This window comes from Vibrio algarum (assembly GCF_028204155.1).
In the GTDB taxonomy this organism is placed as follows: domain Bacteria; phylum Pseudomonadota; class Gammaproteobacteria; order Enterobacterales; family Vibrionaceae; genus Vibrio; species Vibrio algarum.
The window spans coordinates 1,788,798-1,809,402 of sequence record NZ_JAQLOI010000001.1 but is presented as its reverse complement, the minus strand read 5'-3'; the positions used below and the strand labels follow the sequence as shown (position 1 = coordinate 1,809,402).

Annotated in this window: 20 protein-coding genes; 5 read left to right on the top strand and 15 right to left on the bottom strand. The window is 37.6% G+C overall.

Translation table 11 applies throughout. The features are described 5' to 3' along the window. The first annotated feature begins 3 nt into the window (after window positions 1-3). The 5 genes from PGX00_RS08640 (at window position 4) to PGX00_RS08620 (ending at window position 4,086) form a co-directional block, all read left to right on the top strand. Window positions 4-1,191, top strand: coding sequence for a glycosyltransferase family 4 protein (locus PGX00_RS08640; protein WP_272135300.1), 1,188 nt, complete (start codon window positions 4-6; stop codon window positions 1,189-1,191). Continuing rightward, complete coding sequence (locus PGX00_RS08635) at window positions 1,191-2,336, top strand: glycosyltransferase family 4 protein (RefSeq protein WP_272135297.1); 1,146 nt, start codon at window positions 1,191-1,193, stop codon at window positions 2,334-2,336. The genes PGX00_RS08640 and PGX00_RS08635 overlap by 1 nt, the downstream gene beginning before the upstream one ends. Window positions 2,337-2,433: 97 nt before the next feature. Further along, window positions 2,434-3,000 (top strand): acyltransferase, encoded by a 567-nt coding sequence (locus tag PGX00_RS08630; protein ID WP_272135295.1) that lies wholly within the window; start codon window positions 2,434-2,436, stop codon window positions 2,998-3,000. Window positions 3,001-3,085: 85 nt separating this feature from the next. Beyond that, complete coding sequence (locus PGX00_RS08625) at window positions 3,086-3,694, top strand: hypothetical protein (RefSeq protein ID WP_272135293.1); 609 nt, start codon at window positions 3,086-3,088, stop codon at window positions 3,692-3,694. Next, window positions 3,691-4,086: a hypothetical protein gene (locus PGX00_RS08620; RefSeq protein WP_272135291.1), complete on the top strand. Its 396-nt coding sequence runs from the start codon at window positions 3,691-3,693 to the stop codon at window positions 4,084-4,086. Before PGX00_RS08625 ends, PGX00_RS08620 begins: the two co-directional genes overlap by 4 nt. Window positions 4,087-4,193: 107 nt before the next feature. Here PGX00_RS08620 and PGX00_RS08615 read toward each other — a convergent pair whose 3' ends face one another. From PGX00_RS08615 to PGX00_RS08545, 15 genes are all read right to left on the bottom strand, one after another. Further along, entirely contained in the window at window positions 4,194-4,916 is a 723-nt protein-coding gene (locus PGX00_RS08615; protein WP_272135289.1) for a glycosyltransferase domain-containing protein, read from the bottom strand. Window positions 4,917-4,975: 59 nt separating this feature from the next. Next, entirely contained in the window at window positions 4,976-5,884 is a 909-nt protein-coding gene (locus tag PGX00_RS08610) for a hypothetical protein (RefSeq protein WP_272135287.1), read from the bottom strand. A gap of 125 nt (window positions 5,885-6,009) precedes the next feature. Then, a complete protein-coding gene (locus tag PGX00_RS08605) occupies window positions 6,010-6,906 on the bottom strand; it encodes a hypothetical protein (protein ID WP_272135285.1) in 897 nt (298 codons plus the stop codon). Beyond that, window positions 6,899-8,398, bottom strand: coding sequence for an oligosaccharide flippase family protein (locus PGX00_RS08600; RefSeq protein ID WP_272135283.1), 1,500 nt, complete (start codon window positions 8,396-8,398; stop codon window positions 6,899-6,901). The genes PGX00_RS08605 and PGX00_RS08600 overlap by 8 nt, the downstream gene beginning before the upstream one ends. A 27-nt stretch (window positions 8,399-8,425) precedes the next feature. Continuing rightward, on the bottom strand, window positions 8,426-9,667 hold the full coding sequence (locus PGX00_RS08595) for a putative O-glycosylation ligase, exosortase A system-associated (RefSeq protein ID WP_272135281.1): 1,242 nt from the start codon (window positions 9,665-9,667) through the stop codon (window positions 8,426-8,428). A 171-nt stretch (window positions 9,668-9,838) separates the two neighbouring features. Further along, the gene (locus PGX00_RS08590) at window positions 9,839-10,963 is read right to left on the bottom strand and encodes a glycosyltransferase (protein WP_272135279.1); all 1,125 of its coding nucleotides are present in this window, start codon (window positions 10,961-10,963) and stop codon (window positions 9,839-9,841) included. A 163-nt stretch (window positions 10,964-11,126) separates the two neighbouring features. After that, window positions 11,127-11,894: a hypothetical protein gene (locus PGX00_RS08585; protein WP_272135277.1), complete on the bottom strand. Its 768-nt coding sequence runs from the start codon at window positions 11,892-11,894 to the stop codon at window positions 11,127-11,129. Window positions 11,895-11,913: 19 nt separating this feature from the next. Then, window positions 11,914-12,927 (bottom strand): glycosyltransferase family 2 protein, encoded by a 1,014-nt coding sequence (locus PGX00_RS08580; RefSeq protein ID WP_272135275.1) that lies wholly within the window; start codon window positions 12,925-12,927, stop codon window positions 11,914-11,916. Further along, window positions 12,927-13,733 carry a polysaccharide deacetylase family protein gene (locus PGX00_RS08575; protein WP_272135273.1) on the bottom strand — a complete coding sequence of 269 codons (807 nt, stop codon included), beginning with the start codon at window positions 13,731-13,733 and terminating at the stop codon, window positions 12,927-12,929. Before PGX00_RS08575 ends, PGX00_RS08580 begins: the two co-directional genes overlap by 1 nt. 157 nt (window positions 13,734-13,890) lie before the next feature. Beyond that, window positions 13,891-15,660 (bottom strand): arsenate reductase/protein-tyrosine-phosphatase family protein, encoded by a 1,770-nt coding sequence (locus tag PGX00_RS08570; RefSeq protein WP_272135271.1) that lies wholly within the window; start codon window positions 15,658-15,660, stop codon window positions 13,891-13,893. 155 nt (window positions 15,661-15,815) lie between these two features. Then, entirely contained in the window at window positions 15,816-17,303 is a 1,488-nt protein-coding gene (locus tag PGX00_RS08565) for a lipopolysaccharide biosynthesis protein (RefSeq protein WP_272135269.1), read from the bottom strand. 60 nt (window positions 17,304-17,363) lie between these two features. Next, window positions 17,364-18,398 carry a GNAT family N-acetyltransferase gene (locus tag PGX00_RS08560; RefSeq protein ID WP_272135267.1) on the bottom strand — a complete coding sequence of 345 codons (1,035 nt, stop codon included), beginning with the start codon at window positions 18,396-18,398 and terminating at the stop codon, window positions 17,364-17,366. A gap of 127 nt (window positions 18,399-18,525) precedes the next feature. Beyond that, window positions 18,526-18,870, bottom strand: a complete 345-nt coding sequence (locus PGX00_RS08555; RefSeq protein WP_272135265.1) for a VanZ family protein — start codon at window positions 18,868-18,870, stop codon at window positions 18,526-18,528. 58 nt (window positions 18,871-18,928) lie between these two features. Continuing rightward, window positions 18,929-19,693, bottom strand: coding sequence for a S1 family peptidase (locus PGX00_RS08550; protein WP_272135264.1), 765 nt, complete (start codon window positions 19,691-19,693; stop codon window positions 18,929-18,931). 103 nt (window positions 19,694-19,796) lie between these two features. Then, window positions 19,797-20,534: a tetratricopeptide repeat protein gene (locus tag PGX00_RS08545; RefSeq protein ID WP_272135263.1), complete on the bottom strand. Its 738-nt coding sequence runs from the start codon at window positions 20,532-20,534 to the stop codon at window positions 19,797-19,799. Window positions 20,535-20,605 lie beyond the last annotated feature (71 nt).

The window sequence follows — 20,605 nt, the reverse complement described above, 5'->3', positions numbered from 1 at the left end:
TTTATGAAGATATTAACTGTTTCTACACTATTCCCTTATGAAAACAACCCTAAACATGGGATATTTATTGAAACTCGATTAAGGCATTTACGCGAACATTATCCAGATGTAGAAGCAAAGGTAATAGCCCCAATACCTTACTTTCCATCGTCACACCCAGTTTTTGGTAGCTATGCCGAAAATGCAAAAGCCCCGCATTACGAAAAGCGTCATGATATTGATGTTTTTCATCCGCGTTATCTTGTTGTGCCTAAAATTGGCATGACACTCACGCCCGAAACTTTGGCGAACAGTATTTATAAGCAAGCACTACAAATGATTGCCGATGGTTATGACTTCGATCTAATCGATGGGCACTATTTTTATCCCGATGGCGTAGCAATTGCAAAAGTTGCCAGAAAACTAAACAAACCATTTACGGTTACAGCTCGTGGCACCGATATTAATCTTATTCCTAAGTTCGTTAAACCCAAAAAGCAGATACAGCAGGTACTAAAGCAAAGTGATCACAATATGGCGGTTTGTGAAGCACTAAGAAAAGAAATGATCACGCTCGGTGCGGAACCAAATAAAGTAACCACCTTAAGAAACGGGGTTGATCTAGATCTTTTTTCTTTCATTGACGAACAGAAAAAACAAGTTCTGAAAGACAAATTTAATTTACCTAAAGAAACCCCAGTCATCATTTCGGTAGGTCATCTTATCGAGCGTAAAGGTCACCATTTGGTTATCGAGGCCCTAAAGCAAGTTCCTAATACATTGTTGCTTATCGCAGGAGACGGTCCTGAAAAGAAAAGCTTACAACGCCTTACCGACCGTATAGGTGTTAAGGATAGAGTTCGTTTTCTTGGTAGCTTAAGTCAAATCGAACTCTCTCAATATTACGGAGCATCGGATCTGTTGGTCCTTGCTTCGAGCCGAGAAGGCTGGGCGAACGTGCTATTAGAGGCTATGGCTTGTGGTACACCAGTAGTAGCAACAAATATCTGGGGTACTCCCGAGGTAGTAACAACCAAAGAAGCAGGACAGTTAGTCGAGCGAGACTCTTCTAATATTGCGGCAGGTGTTCTATCCGTACTTAATAACCTCCCTGAGCGGCAAAAAACTCGACATTACGCTGAAAATTTTGATTGGCTTTCTACATCCACTAAACAGTATGAACTGTTTAATAAAATTATAAAGGGACAATAATGAAGATACTCTATCATCACCGTATCGCTTCTAAAGATGGTCAGTATGTGCATATTGAAGAAATAATTAACGCACTTACAAATCTTGGACATGAAGTAATTATTGTCGCTCCCCAAGTCGCTGAAAAATCAGAGTTCGGTAGTGACGGGGGTTGGGTATCTAAAGTACGTGCATCTTTACCAAAGTTTATCTCTGAAGTACTGGAATTTGGTTATTCTTTTTATGTATTTTTTAAGTTATGCCAAGCCATTATCAAACACCGTCCTGACGGTATTTATGAACGCTATAATTTATACTTACCCGCGGGTATATGGGCAAAAAAACTCTTTAAATTAAACCTTATATTAGAAGTAAACTCGCCACTGTATGATGAAAGAAATAAATATGGGGGTATTTCATTAACAAGGTTAGCCAAATGGACAGAGCATTATACTTGGAGAAATGCAGATCACGTTCTACCCGTAACTAAGGTCATGGCGAGCTACGTCGAGAGAGTCGGCGTATCACCTGAACGGATTTCAGTTGTCCATAATGGTATAGACCCATTGCGCTTTCATCTTAGTGAATCAAAAGACCGAGATTTACGTTTTAAAAACAAATTAGTCATTGGTTTTGTAGGGTTTTGCAGAGAGTGGCATAAACTTGATGAAGTTATTACACTTATTGCTAATGAAAATAATCCAAATCTCATGCTACTTATCATTGGGGATGGACCGGTTTTGGAAGAACTTAAAACGCAGGCCAAGTCACTCGGTCTAGAAAATAATTTTCATATTACCGGTTTAGTCGAACGAAAAAATATACCACATTGGCTAGATCAAATTGATATAGCGATACAACCTGCTGTCACCCCTTGGTGCTCTCCACTCAAACTCATCGAATACCTTGGTACCGGAAAAGCTATCGTTGCACCCGATACCGCCAACATTAGAGAGTTACTTAAACACAACCACAATGCACTTTTGTTTGATAGTGAAAGCCCTGAAAATATGCTTGAGCAGATAAAACTTATTATTAGTGATGATGTATTATTAAAGAATCTTCAGTCAGGCGCTTATCAGACTATAAACGAACTATCGTTAACTTGGGAACAAAATGCCGAGTTAATCTGCCGACTTTTAGGGCAAAAATATACCGAAGTTTAATTGACTTCAGCAAATAAGTAATACTTTCAAATAGTTTTTAGTGTTTCCACCTTGAACGTTTTTATAAAGTTTTAAGGCATATTAGGCAGGTTGAACTATGATATATACAAGTTTTTTGAAAAAAGTGTTTGGCGTAAAGGAAAAGAAGTCGGAAATAGAACTAGCAAGAGAAAGTGGCGTAATTATAGGTAAAAACTGCCGGTTTGTAGGGAATATAAATTGGGGAAGCGAACCTTACTTGATTCGACTTGGTGACCACGTAAGTTTAACCAATGTCACATTTGTCACTCATGATGGAGGCGTCTGGGTTTTTAGAGAAGCAGAACCGGAAATAGATGTCATTAGACCAATTAATGTTGGTAACAACGTTTTTATTGGGCATGCTTGTATTATTATGCCTGGAGTTAAAATAGGAGATAACGTAGTGATTGGTGCCGGTGCTGTCGTTACAAAAAATGTACCGTCTAATAGTGTCGCTATTGGTGTACCAGCAAAAGTACTTAAAAATATCGATGAATACCGAGCTAGTTTGGATTCAAGCATAACACAAACAAAATACTTATCATCATTAGAAAAAAAGAATATTTCCTTAAAAAATATAGCGATTAGCTTTCGACTTGCATATGTAACTTTCTACTTTTTGAATAAACAACACAAAGAATAACATTAATTATGAGCCATGATAATAAAGAAAAAGCACACAACATTTCAATCAGTTTTGGCCCAAAAACTGGGTATCCTTCATTCAAATGGGTAGCAGAAGACATAGCAACACACCTAAAAAAATAGGCTATAATGATACAGATACGTTTGAAAATTTCGCATCAGAAACAAGAGGAAATATCATTTTTATTATTAAATTTCTACCTAGCCTCGAATGGATAGTTAAAAAGAAAAAAGATAAAAAGAAATTGATATTCGTTCCTGTAGACATTTTTTCAAGCAAAGAAGAAATACATCATAAGCGAAGCATAATATCTTTGTTTGATACTATTGTCATACATAATGAAACAATAAGAGAGTATTTAAGACCTTACGCCCATGCAATTTTTAATGTTGAGCACTACTTGAAATTTGATATCGGTGATAAACGAAAGTATATTGAAAAAGGTAACATTCTATGGATTGGGCAAATAGAGTATATTCCTGCACTACTAGAAACGCTAAAGGATAATGCTTTCAAATACCCTATTGTTGCTCTAACTAACATCTTCTATTTCAATAAAAAACAGTCCGAAACTGTAGCAGAAATCGAACGTCGAGTTGGACACTGTCATATAACCGAGAAAGATGGAATTATTATTATTAATGGTTTAAGACTAGAGCAATGGACTGAAAAAAACAAAATTTATACATGAAGCAATGCAAATGTGCTTTTGATACTAAAGACAGTACATTTAGACATATGATAAAACCAGCAACAAAGTCTCAACAATTTATTTTTAATCGCATACCATTTGCTGCACCGAAAAACTCATACGCCTACCAGTTGTTTTTAAAAATGGGTCTGGAAATACCTTCAATCGAAGAACAAGAACGTTGGTTTTCTGAAGAATACTATAAGGAAATTGTAAAGATATCAGAAAAACACAAAGAAGCACTATCAATTGAATTAGTCACAAGAGAATACATCTCCATTGCTAAGAAAACCCAATATCACCGCATCCCGGTAATCACCAGCATTTTAATAAAATTACAGGTGTATGAACTATTGCAAAAAATAAAAAACAAATCGGCTAAGTTCCTTTAAACATACTATTTGCGTCTAGTAGACGTTATATAATTTATATGCTTTGCGCTCATAATAGAATTTATCGGCCTACTTTGCGCACACGATTAGAGTTAACAGCTGTTAATTTATTGATCAAGTTTCACTAATCTAGCCAATTTGTTAATTATCTTCCACTTAAGATTCTTAGATCGATTTTTTCTAAGGTGCCCGTGGTGCTTAAAGTATTTGTTTCCATACCATGCATCATGCCTGCCTAAAGCCAGCACATCACAGCCAGACTTCAAACAGGAGTAGGCAAAAGAGAGTTGATCTCGACGAGCACCATTTATAAATTCTTCCCACCATATTTCCATCGCATGTATGACACCGTTATCTTCATGCGACCTAAATATAATATTTGCCTGCTTCAAAAACAACCGATTAAAACCTTCCGCACGATATCGATTCATTTGTCGATTAACCAAGCCATAATGCGCATATCCAAGCTCTTTTATTTTTTCTGCTTCCTCATAAGCACAATCTCTTTCCGGATGATCATACATAGCGATCCCCTTTTCACTTTTTATACAGTCATCAAATAATGGGTTCAAATCCGATGTAACCTCTAAGTGGGAGTCAATATAAATAGAGTAATCATAATCTGTAAAAAGAGTATAAGGGTTAATTTTATAAAATCGATTAAATAATATTGGGTCTTTTTGTTTCTCTTTTTCTATCAGTTTCCATCCTTCAGGTACGTCGATATTATCATCGGAGATAACAAAAAAATCGATATCTCGCTGAGGGCTTGGTACTGCCCTTAACCTATCGTAACCAGAAGAAATAACTGTATAAACTACTTTTTTCATATCTATTACCTAAGCATTACGTCTACAATTGTATTCTTATCAGCTTAAAAGCCCTTACGTTATTCATAATCACTCATTAATTTGATGTAGTCTAGACCGACTAAATTACATGCTGCGGTCACTCCCGTTTGAGAGTCTAACTGACTATTTAAATCCCTGCCTATAGCATGTTTCTGTCTTGCAAAAAGTTTGGGGTGGGAGGTGGGTGAAAAATGGCCTTTTTCTACATATTCCAAAGGTATGTACTTTAAATCACCACCGTATCTATCTTTCCAATATTTAATCCCCGCCCCATGGTCCCAGTTAACCTTATTCTTTCTATATATGGCCTCTTTCTCATCTGGGCAATTTATATGCGCGTATATATTGCTCCACCAACCCGAACCAACTTCGTATTGGTTCAAAGACGCGTTTTTTGTCGTACAGCCGACGAGTTCCCAGGCTCTTTGCGGTTTTCGCCAAAACCTTTTCTTGTGCCAATGCTTTACTGCACAAGTTTGCCCATCTTCCAATTCATCAAAAAGGTCAGCTAACGTCTGCATTTTCTCAGTAGGAAGCAGTAAATCCGAGTGCCAAAAAGCCAATTTATCGATAAACAAAAACACAAATTCCAATACAAAAACGGGGTGCAAAAAAGGCAACTTCAATGTTTTATTAAAATCGTAAAATATCGCGTTTTTTGAAAGGTTTGTGGGTTTACCAACGCGTGGATCACAGCCAACGAGCGGCGTCCAACCAACACTCTCCACTAACCTCTGCTGAACAGAACACCAATCATCATGAGCGTTCCATACCAGCCAAGCTTTATCCAAGCCTTCTAGATCCCGTTTCCATTCTTCAGCGGCGCTAAAGATTAAGTCAATATCAAAATTAATACGATGGAAAGCAGGCCACCCACCTCGGGCAAAAAGAAACCTTGCACGTTCACTCTTTGGATCTATATCATCATCTGCATGTAAAATAGTCATATCAAGCATCCTTTCCTAAAATGAAGAATAATTGTCTTAATCCCGTAACTTTTTGTCTTTGCATTACATTACCACCTAAATAGATCCATCTCTTATTGTCGAAATAACAAATAGCCCTACTACAACTATCTCTTATCTCGATAGTGTTTTCCCTTTAAAAATGCTCGAATAAAATGCTTTTGGTGTAAATCATCCTCTATTCTAAATACTCTTTTAACAAAGTATTTAAATGAGTAGAGTAATGCCGTCTTCCAGGCCATATATGGGGATTTATAAAACTTTAAAATCAATGCGTGTGCGTTAGCCCTCTCAATCACTCTAAAGGTCGTCACTTCATTAGATTCGTTTTCTAGCCTTGAGAGCGAGTGGTTGAGAATGGGTAATACGTCAAAACGGTCCGCTAAGTACATTGCATTAACTCGATGAAAAAAAGTGGCATCGACACCATATAGTATAAACCGCTCATCAAAAACGGTTTTGTATTTCTTCTCAATGGTTTTTAATAGCCCCGCCCCTAAAACCAAGCCAGATCCTATACCGGTAATAGTTACCATAGAAGTTACGCTTTCAAACGGTTCACCTCTAAAAACTTTGCCATTAATCACGGGCTCCTGCCTTATGCCGCCATGAGCAATAATTGGAACTCCGCCGGACTCAAAATTCACTTTATTAATAGAATTAAGGTAGCTAGGCGCAATCGCGGTATCATCATCCAGAAGTACGTATCGCTCTGAGCAATTATTTGCTATAAAACTATTGTAAATGGATGATAAAGATCTATTTTCTATTGTCTCCACCACTTCAACTTCAAGACTGAAATTAAATGACAGAGCATCAGTTCTGTTTCCGAGCAACTTAGGGCCATTATTCCATATCACTAACTTGTCGTTTCCCCAATCAAATTGACAGTCAGCTAACGTAGAGAGTGTTTTGCTCTCTTTTATCTCCTTGTTATATAAGATAACAAGTATCGCACTGTTATAATGGGTATCTCCCTGTACCTTATGCTTGTTGTCACCCATTTTTAGCCCGCTTTTGTTCCAGTTTTCGTTTACTCACACCAATAAACCCCAAAATGAAATTCTTATATAGAAAATCATTTTCTGGCACTATTCCTTTAGATAAAACCACCATTGTTACCAAAGCAACAATATAAGCTAGCGCACCTATACATATAGAGACCAGTAAGAACACAATGTCATTATCTATAGTGACCAACTGCGAAAAAAATCTGAGCAACAATATCATGAATAAAGAACACATTAAGGGAATAAACAATAATTTCAGTAATTTAAATATTGATATTGGGAGCGTTCTTTGCAGAGCAAGCATAATGGTCAATAATAATACATATGGCACTAGCTGCCTACATAAGGCGAAATCTAGCAAAGGTAACGTAGACGCTGGCACCATAACCATTAAAAACAGTATTGAAGTGATTACTTCATACCAAAATTGCTGCTTAACTTTGCCCGTTAATGTATAAACATTGGTAAGCGCGCTTACCAAAATTCCTGCAAACGTCATGGGTAAAAAAATATTAAACAGAGGTACCGCTTCACTCCACTTACTACCGAACACTACCGGAACTAAAATATCTGATAAATACACCCCTCCAAACACTATAGGTATGTACACGCAAGAAAGTACCAATAGGGATTTATTCACCTTGTCGACCAATACCCGCTTATCATTAACATAATCAGATAGACTAGGGTAAATAAGCTTATTTAAAGGCTGAATGATAAATTTAGACGCTGTCGTTGCCGCTTCCATAGAAAAGTTATAGAGACCTAAATCACCTAAAGGGTAGTTTCGACTCACTATTATTTTATCAAACGCCGCTTTAATATAACCAACAATACCTTTTAAAATAATCCACTTTGAAAATTGCCACTGTTCAAAAACGTTTTTGCTGACAAATTTCAATTTGTGTTTATAAGCAACATGGGTACCAATTGTATAGACCGCGTGAAACAGAACCTCAGAAACAACCACGGCCCAGTAACTTTGATAAATGATGGCTAATGAAATTGAGGTGGTACTTGCCACTGACTTAGATATTGCTCCTAGTAACGATGGTTTTGAATATCGAAGCTTTTTCATATCGATATATATGGCTAGATTTTGAAAACCTTGAAAAACGGCGGAAAGTGACATCACTTTTAATAAAAGCCCAATTTCAGGAATCTTCATAAAATCGGCGGCGTAGCCTGACAGACCAAATATTGACAGCGCCATTAATAGACGGGTTGAAACGTGAATTGTCCATGCGGCATTAATATCTTCAGCCGTTATTGTCTCTTTTCTTAATATGAACTCTCTAACGCCTGTACTTGCGATCGCATTAAAAAAGCTTTGAATCACAAAGCACCCTGCTAAGATGCCAAAGTCGTGTTTATCGAGATTTCTCGCTAGAATTATCACGGTCAGCATAGATAATACTCTTGAATACCATGATACCGCTAGGACCCAAAATGAAGCCTTTAAGATATTTTGAACTTTATCGCTCATTTTGATTCCCAACTGATAGTGCGGTGATTAACCCAATTTAACTGCATCTTTATCCCGATTCACTTCAGATTGTTGTACAAGGGTTAAACAGACCGTTAAGGCTAATATTGCATAAATCAGTTCAAAATAGGCCATAGATAACGCCGCACCTGCACTCCCATACGCAAGCAAGGATAATCGTGTCATCTCAGCAAGTCGTCCAGCCCAATGCCTTTTTTCTTTAAATCTCTTTCTATAATATTTTACGATACCATTTAGTTTAAAAAAGGATGTTGCCAACATTGATAAAAACAATAAGAGGCCGGTAAATCCGTGGTCACCCAATACCTGAAAATAGATACTGTGCGCCGCTAAACCCTTATTACTTGGAGGAGGCGTTTCAATGAAATCCAGTGTATCGATATCTAAAGCCAATCTTCTCCATATATAGCCAAACTGGCAGGCTTTAAAACCACCGCCTATTAAGGGTCTGTCAATGGCCATTAATGTGTGTATTTTCCACGAGTTCAATCTGCCTAAGAATGAACTATCTTCCACCACCGCCGTTTCAATCGTGTCCATTCTGTTAAACCAGCGTTCTGGAAGCACAAAAGCAACCGTAATCGAAGTGACAAATAAAATAATGATAAGGTTTCTTAATCTGCTTTTACTTTTGTACCAAAAATAAGCACTGACCACGACTAATCCTAAAAACCCTCCTCTCGAAAAGGTACCTAGGATTGCGAAAATACAGACAATCAACATACCGTAAAGCGCCAACTTAATTATTTTTTCCTTGGTCACTTCACTTAGATAGATAATTAAAGGTAACGTCATACAAAGTGCCAACGCCAAATGATTGTTATCGTGAATAAGATGTCCCTTTGGTCCGGCAATGTTATGACCCCCACCGGAGGCAAGGAATTTTAGCCCTTCTACAGAACCGTAAAAGCCAACAGAAAGAACAATTGCCCAGATAAAGAAATCAAAATGATGTTGTTTACGCAAAATGAGACAGGTCATTATAAAAAGTAGTATAACTTTGGAAAAGTCTTGCCACGTTCGCCAGACAAACTCAGGTAAAGCGATAGTTAAAACGCTTGAAATCGTCGTATGGAAATAAAACAACATGACGGGTAAGAAAACACCAGTTAGCTGAAACCTTGGTTTTTTTTCAATACAAATAGGTAGGAAATGATCGTTACAGCCGCAAAAATCGCGTTGTAACTGAATGAGGTCCCAAAACCATATAACCAATAGATGGGAACAAACAGGCCAGACCACAACCATAACGAGACAGAAATAAAAGGCTTTCTAATAGAAAAAAGAGTAATATTAGAAACGCTGCAACAAAAATCAGATCCCGCAATTAACTATCCTCTCCGTTATCTTTCTTAGAGAACTTATATGTCATAAAAACGAGCACGACTAAACACCCTGCAAATAATAAGCTTTCCATCTCTAGTTCATCTCTTGTTTTAGATAAATTGCGGCATAATCTGCTACCATTTTACTCTGACTAAACTGTGACGTTATTCTTGTTCGAGATGCAAATGACATACTGGCTCTATTTTCGCAACTAGCAAACATCGCGAGCATTGCATCAGTCATAGAGGCTTGGTCATTCGAACCTACCGCTAGCCCAGTCTCATTTTGTACAATGACTTCTTGAATACCACCTACACTTGTCACTATATGGGGAACAGACATTGACATGGATTCGAGAAGCGTCATGGGGATACCTTCAGCGACAGAAGACATGACAAAAACATCAAAACTCGCATAATGACTTCTGACATTTTGTTGGGCACCTGTAAACTTAACCTTATCCTTCAATACGTTATTATCTTTCACAAGGTTCTCTAAAAGCGTTTTATCCGGTCCGTCACCAACCAGAACTAAGCCACAATTTTCACAAAACTTACTGTCCCTTTCACACGCACTTAAAAAACTATTAATCAGTAAAGTTTGATTTTTTATACCGTGTAATCGAGCCACATGCCCAAATACAAACCTAAATTCTTCTTTACTAATGTCAGTAACAGGAATTGAATTTTTATTAAAATAAACCGTGTCAACACCATTTCTAACGAGAGCCAGTTTTTTCTCTGGTATCCTTACATCGCTTTGCAACCACTGAAGTAAATCATCTGAAACAGCGATAATTTTGTGGATGATTGGTGAACATATCCGTCTTATTAGTTTGTATTTATTTACTTTACCGTCCGGATCATAAGTGTCTCTGCCATGCTCAGCGTGAACTCGGTATTTAACACCCGCCAAAAGGGCCATCCAATGGTACTCGATAGTCGCTAAATTATAAGAATGAAGAACATCTGGTTTTATTTTTCTCAACAACTTAAAAAGCTTAAGATGGGATGAAAAATCGTTGCCAATACGCTTCTCCAACGAATAATGTTTAACTGGGCTATCTATCTCTCTAATAAACGCCCCTACACTTGTCAATGCAATGATGGAATGAGAGAACCTTTCTCTATCCAGTTGATTAATACAGTTGGCTATTACCCTTTCTAAACCACCTACATCAAAACTGTAAACTAAATGACAAATATGTACCTTTTCCATTTAACGCTTCTTCTCAGTTAAACTTCTATCCATGATAACAGGCCAATCATATACAACCCATCTGAGTCAACCACATGAAACCTAGGTCGCTATTAGGTCTCTACTACGATAACTTTTCGTTGTTTTTTGCTCACATCAAAGATTCGGAATGCCACTAAATCCTTTACTTCTCTAACATCGAATCTTCAGCAAGATCGATTATCTCTCTTCTAACGGTATCGTAAATTTCATTGCATTTATCTAATAGTTTCTTGTCAATAACAATATCCTGATACGCATTGGTGGACGCATTTATTTTGCCCGTTTTTATATTATCGGAAGAATCCCCGTACTTTCTCTTACCCGTGAGTTCGAATGATCGATACTCAGATGTTAAGCTTGGATGCAAGCCGTACCAATGTGATAACGTTTCTAAGGCCGAGTCTTTCTCAGAAGTGATTACTTCTGAGTCTAGATAATAGAATTTACCATTTTGAGAGCAGCGTTTTGCTAATTCACCGATTTGTTTGACACGTTCTATGTAATAATCCGCCGCATAACTAATAGAAACGTAATCATTCGTAGGTTCAACTCTCATATAGAGTGCGACAATACTTTTGATCGTTCTTTCAGGCTTTCTTAGCATGAATAAAAAACGTGTATTTTTAGATTTAATCACATAGTCATTAAATATCCTACTACTGTGTAACACTTTATCAAAATAGACCGAAGTAACAGGCTCATTCGGATTCTCTTTCGAGAACTTTAGTTTTTGTCTCACGAGACTCTTCCAGCTAAAGTAACCGATATGGTGCTCGTAGTAACCCGACACATCTTGATGACTACCAAAAACATGTCCTAATAGGGTGGTGTTCGCTCTCATGTGACTTATCAAAAATATATGCTTCTTAGGTACTAAGACACTTGGATTTTTAACAACTTCATTAATCATATTACCCTCAAGCTTCCTTTCAATTGTCTTTATTAACTTCCCTAACAATGATAGACATCACCGTTAAATATGCCGTAAACATTAGCCATTTAAATGAAAAATTAGTGGTCAGTGCTTGAAACGCATAATGACGACTAAGGCCATAATTTTTGTCACGTTGTAAGCATTCTGTCAGTTTTTTCAATGTGTACATCTTGTTTGTTTTACAAAAGCGTCTTATTTCTTTTTTCTTCGCAAACAACATGCCTTTATTATACGTCCTTAATTGAAATATTAGCTTTTCATATGGAGAACTTCTCGTGGAGACGTTATTTTTCTTCTGACTATCAGGAATATTATGCCTTGCTATCACCGCTGGATTAAAGAGTATAAAGCCTGCTTCATCAATGGTTCTCAAGTAAAATTCTCTATCTGACTCGTAGCGAATATTTTCGTCCATACCATTCATCTTACAAAAGAACGCTCGATTAACTATCGTACAGTTCATGTGTGCAAATCCTGAACTTTGCATCAAAAAACCAGTATCGACAAAAACAGCCCCACATTCATCTCGAACAAAATTATTAGTTTTGCTACTGAGCTCTTCTATCCAAATAAACTCTTTTAATTCTTTGCCATTTTCAAAAAAAGCTTTTTGGTTACTATAATAAACGTCAACAGTCTCATCCTTGCTAGAAATAGACTTATAAGCGTTCAACAAATGATCGGGGTCAGACCATGAATCATCATCGTCTAGAAAACAGACGTATTTTCCTTTCGCTAATTGCGCACCGTAATTCCGTGTATAACTCGGTCCATGTCCATTCGGCCTATAAACCAGAGAGTGTAGCGTTACTTTCGTAGCATATTGGATCATCAACTCTTTATACATTGACTGAGAATCGGGCGTCGACCCATCATCAATTATAATAATCTCAAAGTTATCAAAATTTTGTGATATCACTGAATCCAAAGCCACTCTAAACATCTCAGGTCTATTTCGAGTTGGAATTACCACGGAAAAGAATAATTCTGTATTAAGGTTCGAATCCATTATACGATATCCCTCATTATTTCTTTTGGCAGTAGTGAAATACCATTTTCGACTGTAGTAAACCAATTAATATATTGGGTGATATTTTTTCGAAAATTCTTTAAGTCTGTTTGATTACGAACATAAGGGGTAAGCCCTGGCTTAGCGCTCGGCGAATGAAAGGACAATATAAATTCATGCTGACCAATACCAATTTGTGATTCCGTCACCATCTTCATCTGTTTAAAAGTGAAACCCTCTGGAGATAACCTATACCGACGTATTCTGAAAAACTTTCCAACTAAGCTCACCACTCTGTTGGATTGCAACTCAGTAAACTTTACTGGATTTCTATTCAAATAATTCGTAACGGGCGGTAAGGCCGACAATATTGAACAGGTATGAGGAAGATAAACCAGATTATCTTTTTGAAAAGACTTATTGGAATAACAACTGAAGTCTGGCCCTTGTTGATGGCTAAAATCAACATAAGGACTAATACTCAAATCGATTTTATAGCCCAAGCCACATAATATTTCTGCGCTATGTTTTCCAATCCCGTACCTACCCGCCAAATAACTTATCGGTCGAGTTCCAGTTACCTGTTCGATAGTTTCAGTCAATCGTTCTAGTTTCCTTTGCTCCCAATTTTTGGAAAGATTTCCGGGGTAAGAATATAAACTTTCAACATGATCACTATCATCTTCAAAAGGTGGCGACACCCAGGGGTGGAGATGGGTAGCAAATTCAATATTCTTGTTTTCTAACGGTTTGTAGCGTTCTACGACGTTTTTTCCAGCGGTACTTGTCACAAATGGATAATCCATAGCCAATGTCACTTTAGCACCAAGTGCAATGATCTCATCGATGAGAGAGATAAGTTCATTATCATGGGTAACTTTATTGCTGGAACGATAAAAACCTGAGTCCCAATCAAATTCCTCTTCAGCATGAATAACGACGGCTAGTACTGGTTTTTTTGCTTCATTTTATAGCGCCCTCATATACACCCACTAGTGCTTTGACCGAGCTCTCTATTTCTTTGTAACAGAGAATAACGCTGTATAGCTCTTCACCATAGGGGTCTTCAATTGTCGCTTCAATAGCGATACTTTCATCTACTAAATCTGCTGCACAAAAAGCATAATTTGATCGGTAATAAGCAGACAACTTATCGCTGTTCTTTTCATCGAAATAAACAATAATATCTGACTCCGAAATATCTCCTTGAGTCATCCATTTTGAGAAATGCGTCGATAAATCATAACCTAGTGATAACGCCGCCTCACATGCTTTTTCTGGACTGCTTCGATTTTCATCAAGATGAAAACCAAAAGAGTCCCCGCTTAAAACAATATGCCCATGTGAATTGTCTACAGCATCTTGGAAGCATTTAAGCGCAAAAGGGCTTCGCATGATGTTTCCGTAACATACAAAAAGAACGGTTCTGTTTGAGTTAAGTTTAAATAATTTTTTTAATCTTGCCCGTGTACGATTTCGCCGAAAACGTAGGAGAAACGAATTTTTTCTGACAAAAGCTTTGAAGAGCTGTCCGAATAGTAATATGCATTCACGGATAAATGGTCGGGGATCAGTGACATCAAAGCTATCAATCGTTTCTTTAGGTCCTAAAAATCTTAAAATATGAACTAATCGGTCAAGCAAGCTCATCAATGAATTCCACTTGCCTTTTTCTAGCGCCGCAATTTCATACTCTCGTTTAATCTCGTATAGATCAGCGGTTAAAACTCTTGCAAATACATCTTGACGGTATTCCAGTTGAATTTTACTAGGTAATTCACCCGACACCAAATAATCAGCATATAATGCTGGAAAGTCGACTCCCGCATATTCAGCTAACGGCAGTGAACCCCAAAACCTTGCATTAACTTCTACTAAAATCCATTCATTGGTCTGGAGGTCTCTACGATATTCGAACATCGCTACCCCAGTTAATTCCGAACGGAGGCAAATCGATTTTGTGGCCTCAAGCAATTCAGGATCTAATGGTATGCTTTTGCGGTAAGAACTCCCTCCCCCATGGTTTGGTTCTGCCACGCGAATATGTGCGAAAGCTGCATAGACTTTACCTTTAATAGACAAGACCGACAAACCTTCGCCCTTGCCACTAAAAAACTTTTCAACCAGATATTGTTGTCCGTTCCCCGCCATGCGTATATACGAATTAAAATCAGATTCGCTTTTAACGATAGCGACTTTTTGTCTTTGACTAAGCTTTGACTCTTCAAAGGATTGTAGGGGCTTAATCACAAATTTTTTGCCATAAACACCAACCAACTGTTCGTAGGTTGTATCAGACAAATTAACTATATTTCCGTCTGCAACGGACACATTGCACTCTATTGCAATTTGTTTGGTTTTCCACTTATCGAATAGCACGTCGAGCGCCAGTTGATTTGCGATGGCAAGTTGGGTGTTTGCTGGAATTCGATGTTTAGCGGACCAAAGAGGATAAATGGCTCTTTCGTCGCATGGTATTACGAGATGAAACTGATATCGTTCAATTAACGCAATAACGTTTTCTAACCATTCGGACTGGCTATAGGCTTGATAGTTATAAAATTGTGCAGAGCTTACATACTTACTCTTCAGAGCCGGACTCGTTCTGTCATAGCAGACTACATGAACATCATAGCCAGCCTTGCCCAAAGATCGTATCACCGAAAGAAAACTACGAGTATCTTCCCCTAAAACTAATACTGAAGGCGTTTTCTTCCTTGATTTATTTGTCATTTGTGCTCACTTGAACAAAAGCTAAATGTCCCTTTTAAGCAACTCTTTTGCTTAAAGAAAATGCCTATCACCTTTAAAAAACCAATCCATAGAATGGCATAAATCAATCTATAATCCAAACGAATACATTTATCAATATGTCTCAATATTGATACTCAAGCTTTATTTCGTTTGAGTTTCGATAGAATATGATCTTTAAATATTACGTGCAGCAATTCGTACTCGACTAATCTACTCTTGAAGACTATAAATATGAGTAGCATCAATAATATATAAACGCTACCACCAAGTATTGTTAAAATTAACAAATTTAACCAATCTGATAGCTGGATTGAGTTCTTTGCTAACTCTAATACATTAAACATGACCAAGGCCGGTGGCACGGGTAGCAATAAAACCTTCATCATCCCCTTTATATTGATTCCAAGGGCTAAGCGAAATATAAGCACAAGCAGCAAGATAAATAGTGAGGCCAACATGACACGTATTTGCGTATATACAATAATGCTTTCAATACCTCGCTGGTATGCAAGAAAGAAGCAAGCCAAGATACTGCCTATCATCACTAAGTCAATGTAAACGAGATATTTAACTTTATCTATATTAATTAGCACTGTCTGTAGCGCCATATTTAGTGGCATAGACAACATCAATATACTTAATAACGCCAATACCGGTGCGGCGTTTAACCACTGCTCCCCCATCAGTACGCTGACAAATTGTTCACTCAAAGCATAAATACCGAAAACTGATGGCGTCACCAACAAATAGGAAACGGCGAGATAATTAAGCGTTTTCTTGTTCAGTTCTTGCCGATTCTCTCGTATCTTAGAAAAACCTGCATACAACGAGCTTGTGGCTGGTGATATTAATTCCGTAAATGGAAGCCAAGCAAACTCCTGACTTACTCTGTATGTTCCAACCGCAGAGCTTGGTAAATATCGACCAAGCAAAAACACATCAATTCTGGAACGAATGTAGCCTGTCGTTGTTGAAACCAAAAACCACTTCGAAAAACCCCATTGGCGCCCCCAGTTTTTCACAGATAATTTTGGTCGATATTGATGTATTTTGTATGAACCAATTACCGTTAACAACTCACTGACCAGTAAGCCAACGACTAGAGCCCAATAACTTTGCCACAATACAGCTAGAATAATAGTGACTGGAAATGTACAAAATTTAACCGCAACAGTTAATTGAGCAAGCGGTTTATAATTAAGACGTCTTTCAAACTCCAGTACACCTATATTTTTAAAAGCACTGATAATCGGTATCAAACTACAAATCAATAACACATCTTCAAGTGCCGGTTCTCTTATAAATTCAGCAATATGCCCTGAGAGTAGCGCGATAACAAAACCACAAACCAACTTCAATAATAAATTTAACGACCATGCACTGTTTAATAACTCATTCGTGCATTCTTTGGCTCGAATCACATATTTTTCCGTACCGGAATCTGCGAGCATAGAAAAAAACGTCATTACTATCATTGCAAGCGTCGCAACACCGAAATCAATAGGATCAAGCAACCTTATTAATATCAAAGTACTAAGCAACCCAACTAGACGATTCAACCAGTTGGTCAACATATTCCACAAATACCCGATCGTTATTTTTCTGTTTATTCCATCAGTCATAAGAGTTCGTTATAAATTTTCCAAATATTTCCATAAGAGGTTCGACATTTGAGTATATGTTTATTGATAAATTTTCATCTCAGGTTTGATTTTAGTTTTCAACTCTCTAAGCTTATTTTCTATAGAAAGTACTGACGACTTGTGTTCAAACTGATATACAGCCAGAGTTCCTTTGTTATTCGATAGTATCGATTTATATCTTGCCACGCCCCCCATAAAATCATAGGCGCGCATTTTCCTTTTAATCAATTGTTCTATAATCAAATAATGCGCAACCATGCCTGGTTTATAGTGTGCGCCTGAATGACTATAGTTGATTGCGCAAAGGTAAAAGTACACACAATTCTCTGAAATGAAATAATGCATAATTGCAATAGTTTCGTCTCCAGCTTTGATATGGTAAAGCTCAACACTTCCGTCAGTAATGCCTTTCTCGATAAGTTTTTTGTGGAACTGAACAAACTTTTCGTTGGCAAACCCACTACCCTGAATCTTACTTCCCCATCTCGCCATATGAAGTGGTTCAGCCAACGCAAGCAATGCCTTAGCTTCCTCTACAGTTTGAGCTTTCTCAACGTTTAATTCACCGATTTCCTGATACTTTCTTATACTGCGTTTAATTTGGTAACGTGAGTTTCGAGAAAGTGAACTCAAATAGTCCACTTTCGACTCAGTGAAGGGTGTCAAATCTAAGCGATAATTGGTGGTTTCCCATACTTTACGTTGAGAAAAACCTAGTGTTTCCAATTCATCATATTTTTGGGCTTCGCTTGCGCCCACCGTTAATGAATCATGAACACCAATAGCGTAAACTACTCGAGATATAAGCGCTTTTCTTATTTCGTTGCTCCTTTCAGAGTCCAATAGGAAATCGTTATACTCTATCCATATTTGATCTTCCTCTGGCTCTCCTGTCCTGTGTAAATAGTATTTGTTTTTTCTGCCACCGGTTAATGAGTAGGCCCTTTTCTTTACAAGGATACCAAGACCAACTGTTTGTTGATTTATCCTCGCTTCAACGACAATAAAATCGTCGACAAAACTATCGAGCCAGTTACCAATCCATTGCCAACTCAAAAAAGTTTGGTAATGCACGTGTTTCTAGATCATTCCACGCTTCTTGTAACCACTTTTTATTAGGACTGTAAAATAACTCACATTGGATGTAACTCTGTTCCCTATCTTCCAAATTCTGTCCTTAGCCTAAGTTTGCTTTCGAGTTTCATTTAATAGGTTTTTCTATTTGTCTATTTATCCATGCAGTTTTCGACAATCTATTTGCCTTAGAGATCAATATAGCACCAATTATTACACCTACTGTATTTGCTATAAAATCTGCTAATGACGCCTCTCTGAATGGCATAAGTGACTGAGCAAGCTCTAATAGCAAGCTATAAAGCACAATCGCCGCGCACAAACCAACAAACTGCGATTTTGATTTAACAATTAAAAAAGCTAGCACCGAGAAAAAACAATATGCAATAAAATGCATTACCTTGTCGAGATTTTCGATACCATAACTATTTAGATCTGGAGCGTTGCTATCAGGGGCAGAGCCATCTAACAAAGAGACATATCCGATAAAAAAATGTAGAAAACAAATAATACCGCTTTTGAATATTTCATTAATTAGTCTTATTTCTTACGCTTTCCAGAAGAGGAAGTAAGTATTTAATAGGAATAGCGTATGTGATAGCACTTGGATCAGACAGAATTGACTCTTTAGTTGATTTAACTAACACCTTATTTATCACTCCTATTACTTTGCCGCTATCTTGAAGATAGAGTGGACTTCCGCTATTTCCCGGATAGGCTGTCGCGTCCAACTGATAAACCAAATAGGGGTTTTTTAATTGCTTTAACTGCTTGATACTCAGCTCTTTTGCCGTCCTTGCTGGAATAACAATAGGCGTTATACTGGAAATGATACCTTGATGAGTCACTGGATAATATCCAAGCACTGAGCCGATTGGGTAGCCTGTGAATGCTATTTTCTCTCCCTCATAAACCTCTCGTCTCTCAATATTAAGTGGGGTAAGTGGTTTACCTGAAATTTTGAGTAGAGCTAAGTCATGTTCTTCATCGATCGCAATGACCTCTGCCCGTCTAGTTGGCGGGTTTCTACCCTTTCCTACAACAACAAAGAGGTTTTGTTTTTTGTCGCTAGGAACCAATTCAGGGATCACGTGCGCATTCGTAGCTACATATTGTCCGTTCCCGACAACAAAGCCTGTACCAAGAAAACGAGCCGAAGGACGGTTAAGTTTTCCGTAGAGGCCCACACCAACAATTGAAGGTTGTACTGTCTTGATTGTCTCTGGTAAATTCGCAAACGTCGTCTTACTAACTGCAACAATGGTAACGAAAATCAACCATCTAAACTTCAGCATCGCTTTCATATAGTTGTATTTCTATATCAAAATTAAAGTAAAACTCTAAGTATCTATACGTGCTAAAGATACTTAGAGTTAGAAGTGAGAGTTCTTGTTTATCTCAATTACCTAATCTGTTTTCTAGTATGCCTTTTAGTTCCAATAATTTCAGGTCCTCAGTAACAACTTTCGACAATACGGTTTTTGCTTCGTTGATCTGATTATTCTCTATAAGGCTCTCTGCATAATGCAATCCAACTTCAGGGTTAGCTTTCAAATCAGCGTACACTAATTTAAGAATATCATTCGCCTTTTCAGTTTCTCCACCTTTCAGCAAGATATAACCATAAGTGTCAGCAATCTGAGGTCGTTTACCTCCATACTCATAAGCTTGCTCGGCATACATCATCGCCTCATCTACTTTATCAGCCTCTAACAAAAGCCACGCTAGATTATTTAAAGCTAAATAATTAGAAGGTTCCCGAGTGATTATCGTCTCGTAACGTTCAATTGCTTCGGTGGGGTCTAGACTTGTTAGTAAGCTGGCTAATTTTAGCTCTAAAGTTTTAGCTTTATTTGGATATTTTTCAATAACACTCACTAAGAAATCGATGGCTTCCTGTTGTTGACCATTCAGAGCATATGCAGACGACAACTCTTTTGCAGTATCTAACCCAGGGATAACTTCGTACCTAGTTTCATAGACACTAACTGCGGATGCATAATCGCCACTTTTAACGTAAATCAAACCTTGTAACTTCAGCAAAAGCGGCGTCTTTTTTACATCCGCGCTTAACCCATTCAATACAGCCTGACTACTGTTTAAATCACCTTTCTTAAATAGAAAAGTAGCTCGCATTACTGTAAATCTGACATCATTTGGGAACAATTCTTCTGCTTTTTCCGCAAGAACAATGCCCGCACCAGTTT

Excerpts from the sequence above, each read along its gene's own strand:
- PGX00_RS08610 (WP_272135287.1), bottom strand. The coding sequence starts at position 5,884 with ATGACTATTTTACATGCAGATGATGATATAGATCCAAAGAGTGAACGT.
- PGX00_RS08600 (WP_272135283.1), bottom strand. The coding sequence starts at position 8,398 with ATGAGCGATAAAGTTCAAAATATCTTAAAGGCTTCATTTTGGGTCCTA.
- PGX00_RS08615 (WP_272135289.1), bottom strand. The coding sequence starts at position 4,916 with ATGAAAAAAGTAGTTTATACAGTTATTTCTTCTGGTTACGATAGGTTA.
- PGX00_RS08605 (WP_272135285.1), bottom strand. The coding sequence starts at position 6,906 with ATGGGTGACAACAAGCATAAGGTACAGGGAGATACCCATTATAACAGT.
- PGX00_RS08570 (WP_272135271.1), bottom strand. The coding sequence starts at position 15,660 with ATGACAAATAAATCAAGGAAGAAAACGCCTTCAGTATTAGTTTTAGGG.
- PGX00_RS08565 (WP_272135269.1), bottom strand. The coding sequence starts at position 17,303 with ATGACTGATGGAATAAACAGAAAAATAACGATCGGGTATTTGTGGAAT.
- PGX00_RS08585 (WP_272135277.1), bottom strand. The coding sequence starts at position 11,894 with ATGATTAATGAAGTTGTTAAAAATCCAAGTGTCTTAGTACCTAAGAAG.
- PGX00_RS08545 (WP_272135263.1), bottom strand. The coding sequence starts at position 20,534 with ATGCGAGCTACTTTTCTATTTAAGAAAGGTGATTTAAACAGTAGTCAG.
- PGX00_RS08630 (WP_272135295.1), top strand. The coding sequence starts at position 2,434 with ATGATATATACAAGTTTTTTGAAAAAAGTGTTTGGCGTAAAGGAAAAG.
- PGX00_RS08625 (WP_272135293.1), top strand. The coding sequence starts at position 3,086 with ATGGGTAGCAGAAGACATAGCAACACACCTAAAAAAATAGGCTATAAT.
- PGX00_RS08580 (WP_272135275.1), bottom strand. The coding sequence starts at position 12,927 with ATGGATTCGAACCTTAATACAGAATTATTCTTTTCCGTGGTAATTCCA.
- PGX00_RS08575 (WP_272135273.1), bottom strand. The coding sequence starts at position 13,733 with ATGGATTATCCATTTGTGACAAGTACCGCTGGAAAAAACGTCGTAGAA.
- PGX00_RS08635 (WP_272135297.1), top strand. The coding sequence starts at position 1,191 with ATGAAGATACTCTATCATCACCGTATCGCTTCTAAAGATGGTCAGTAT.
- PGX00_RS08620 (WP_272135291.1), top strand. The coding sequence starts at position 3,691 with ATGAAGCAATGCAAATGTGCTTTTGATACTAAAGACAGTACATTTAGA.
- PGX00_RS08595 (WP_272135281.1), bottom strand. The coding sequence starts at position 9,667 with ATGGTTGTGGTCTGGCCTGTTTGTTCCCATCTATTGGTTATATGGTTT.
- PGX00_RS08640 (WP_272135300.1), top strand. The coding sequence starts at position 4 with ATGAAGATATTAACTGTTTCTACACTATTCCCTTATGAAAACAACCCT.
- PGX00_RS08590 (WP_272135279.1), bottom strand. The coding sequence starts at position 10,963 with ATGGAAAAGGTACATATTTGTCATTTAGTTTACAGTTTTGATGTAGGT.
- PGX00_RS08550 (WP_272135264.1), bottom strand. The coding sequence starts at position 19,693 with ATGCTGAAGTTTAGATGGTTGATTTTCGTTACCATTGTTGCAGTTAGT.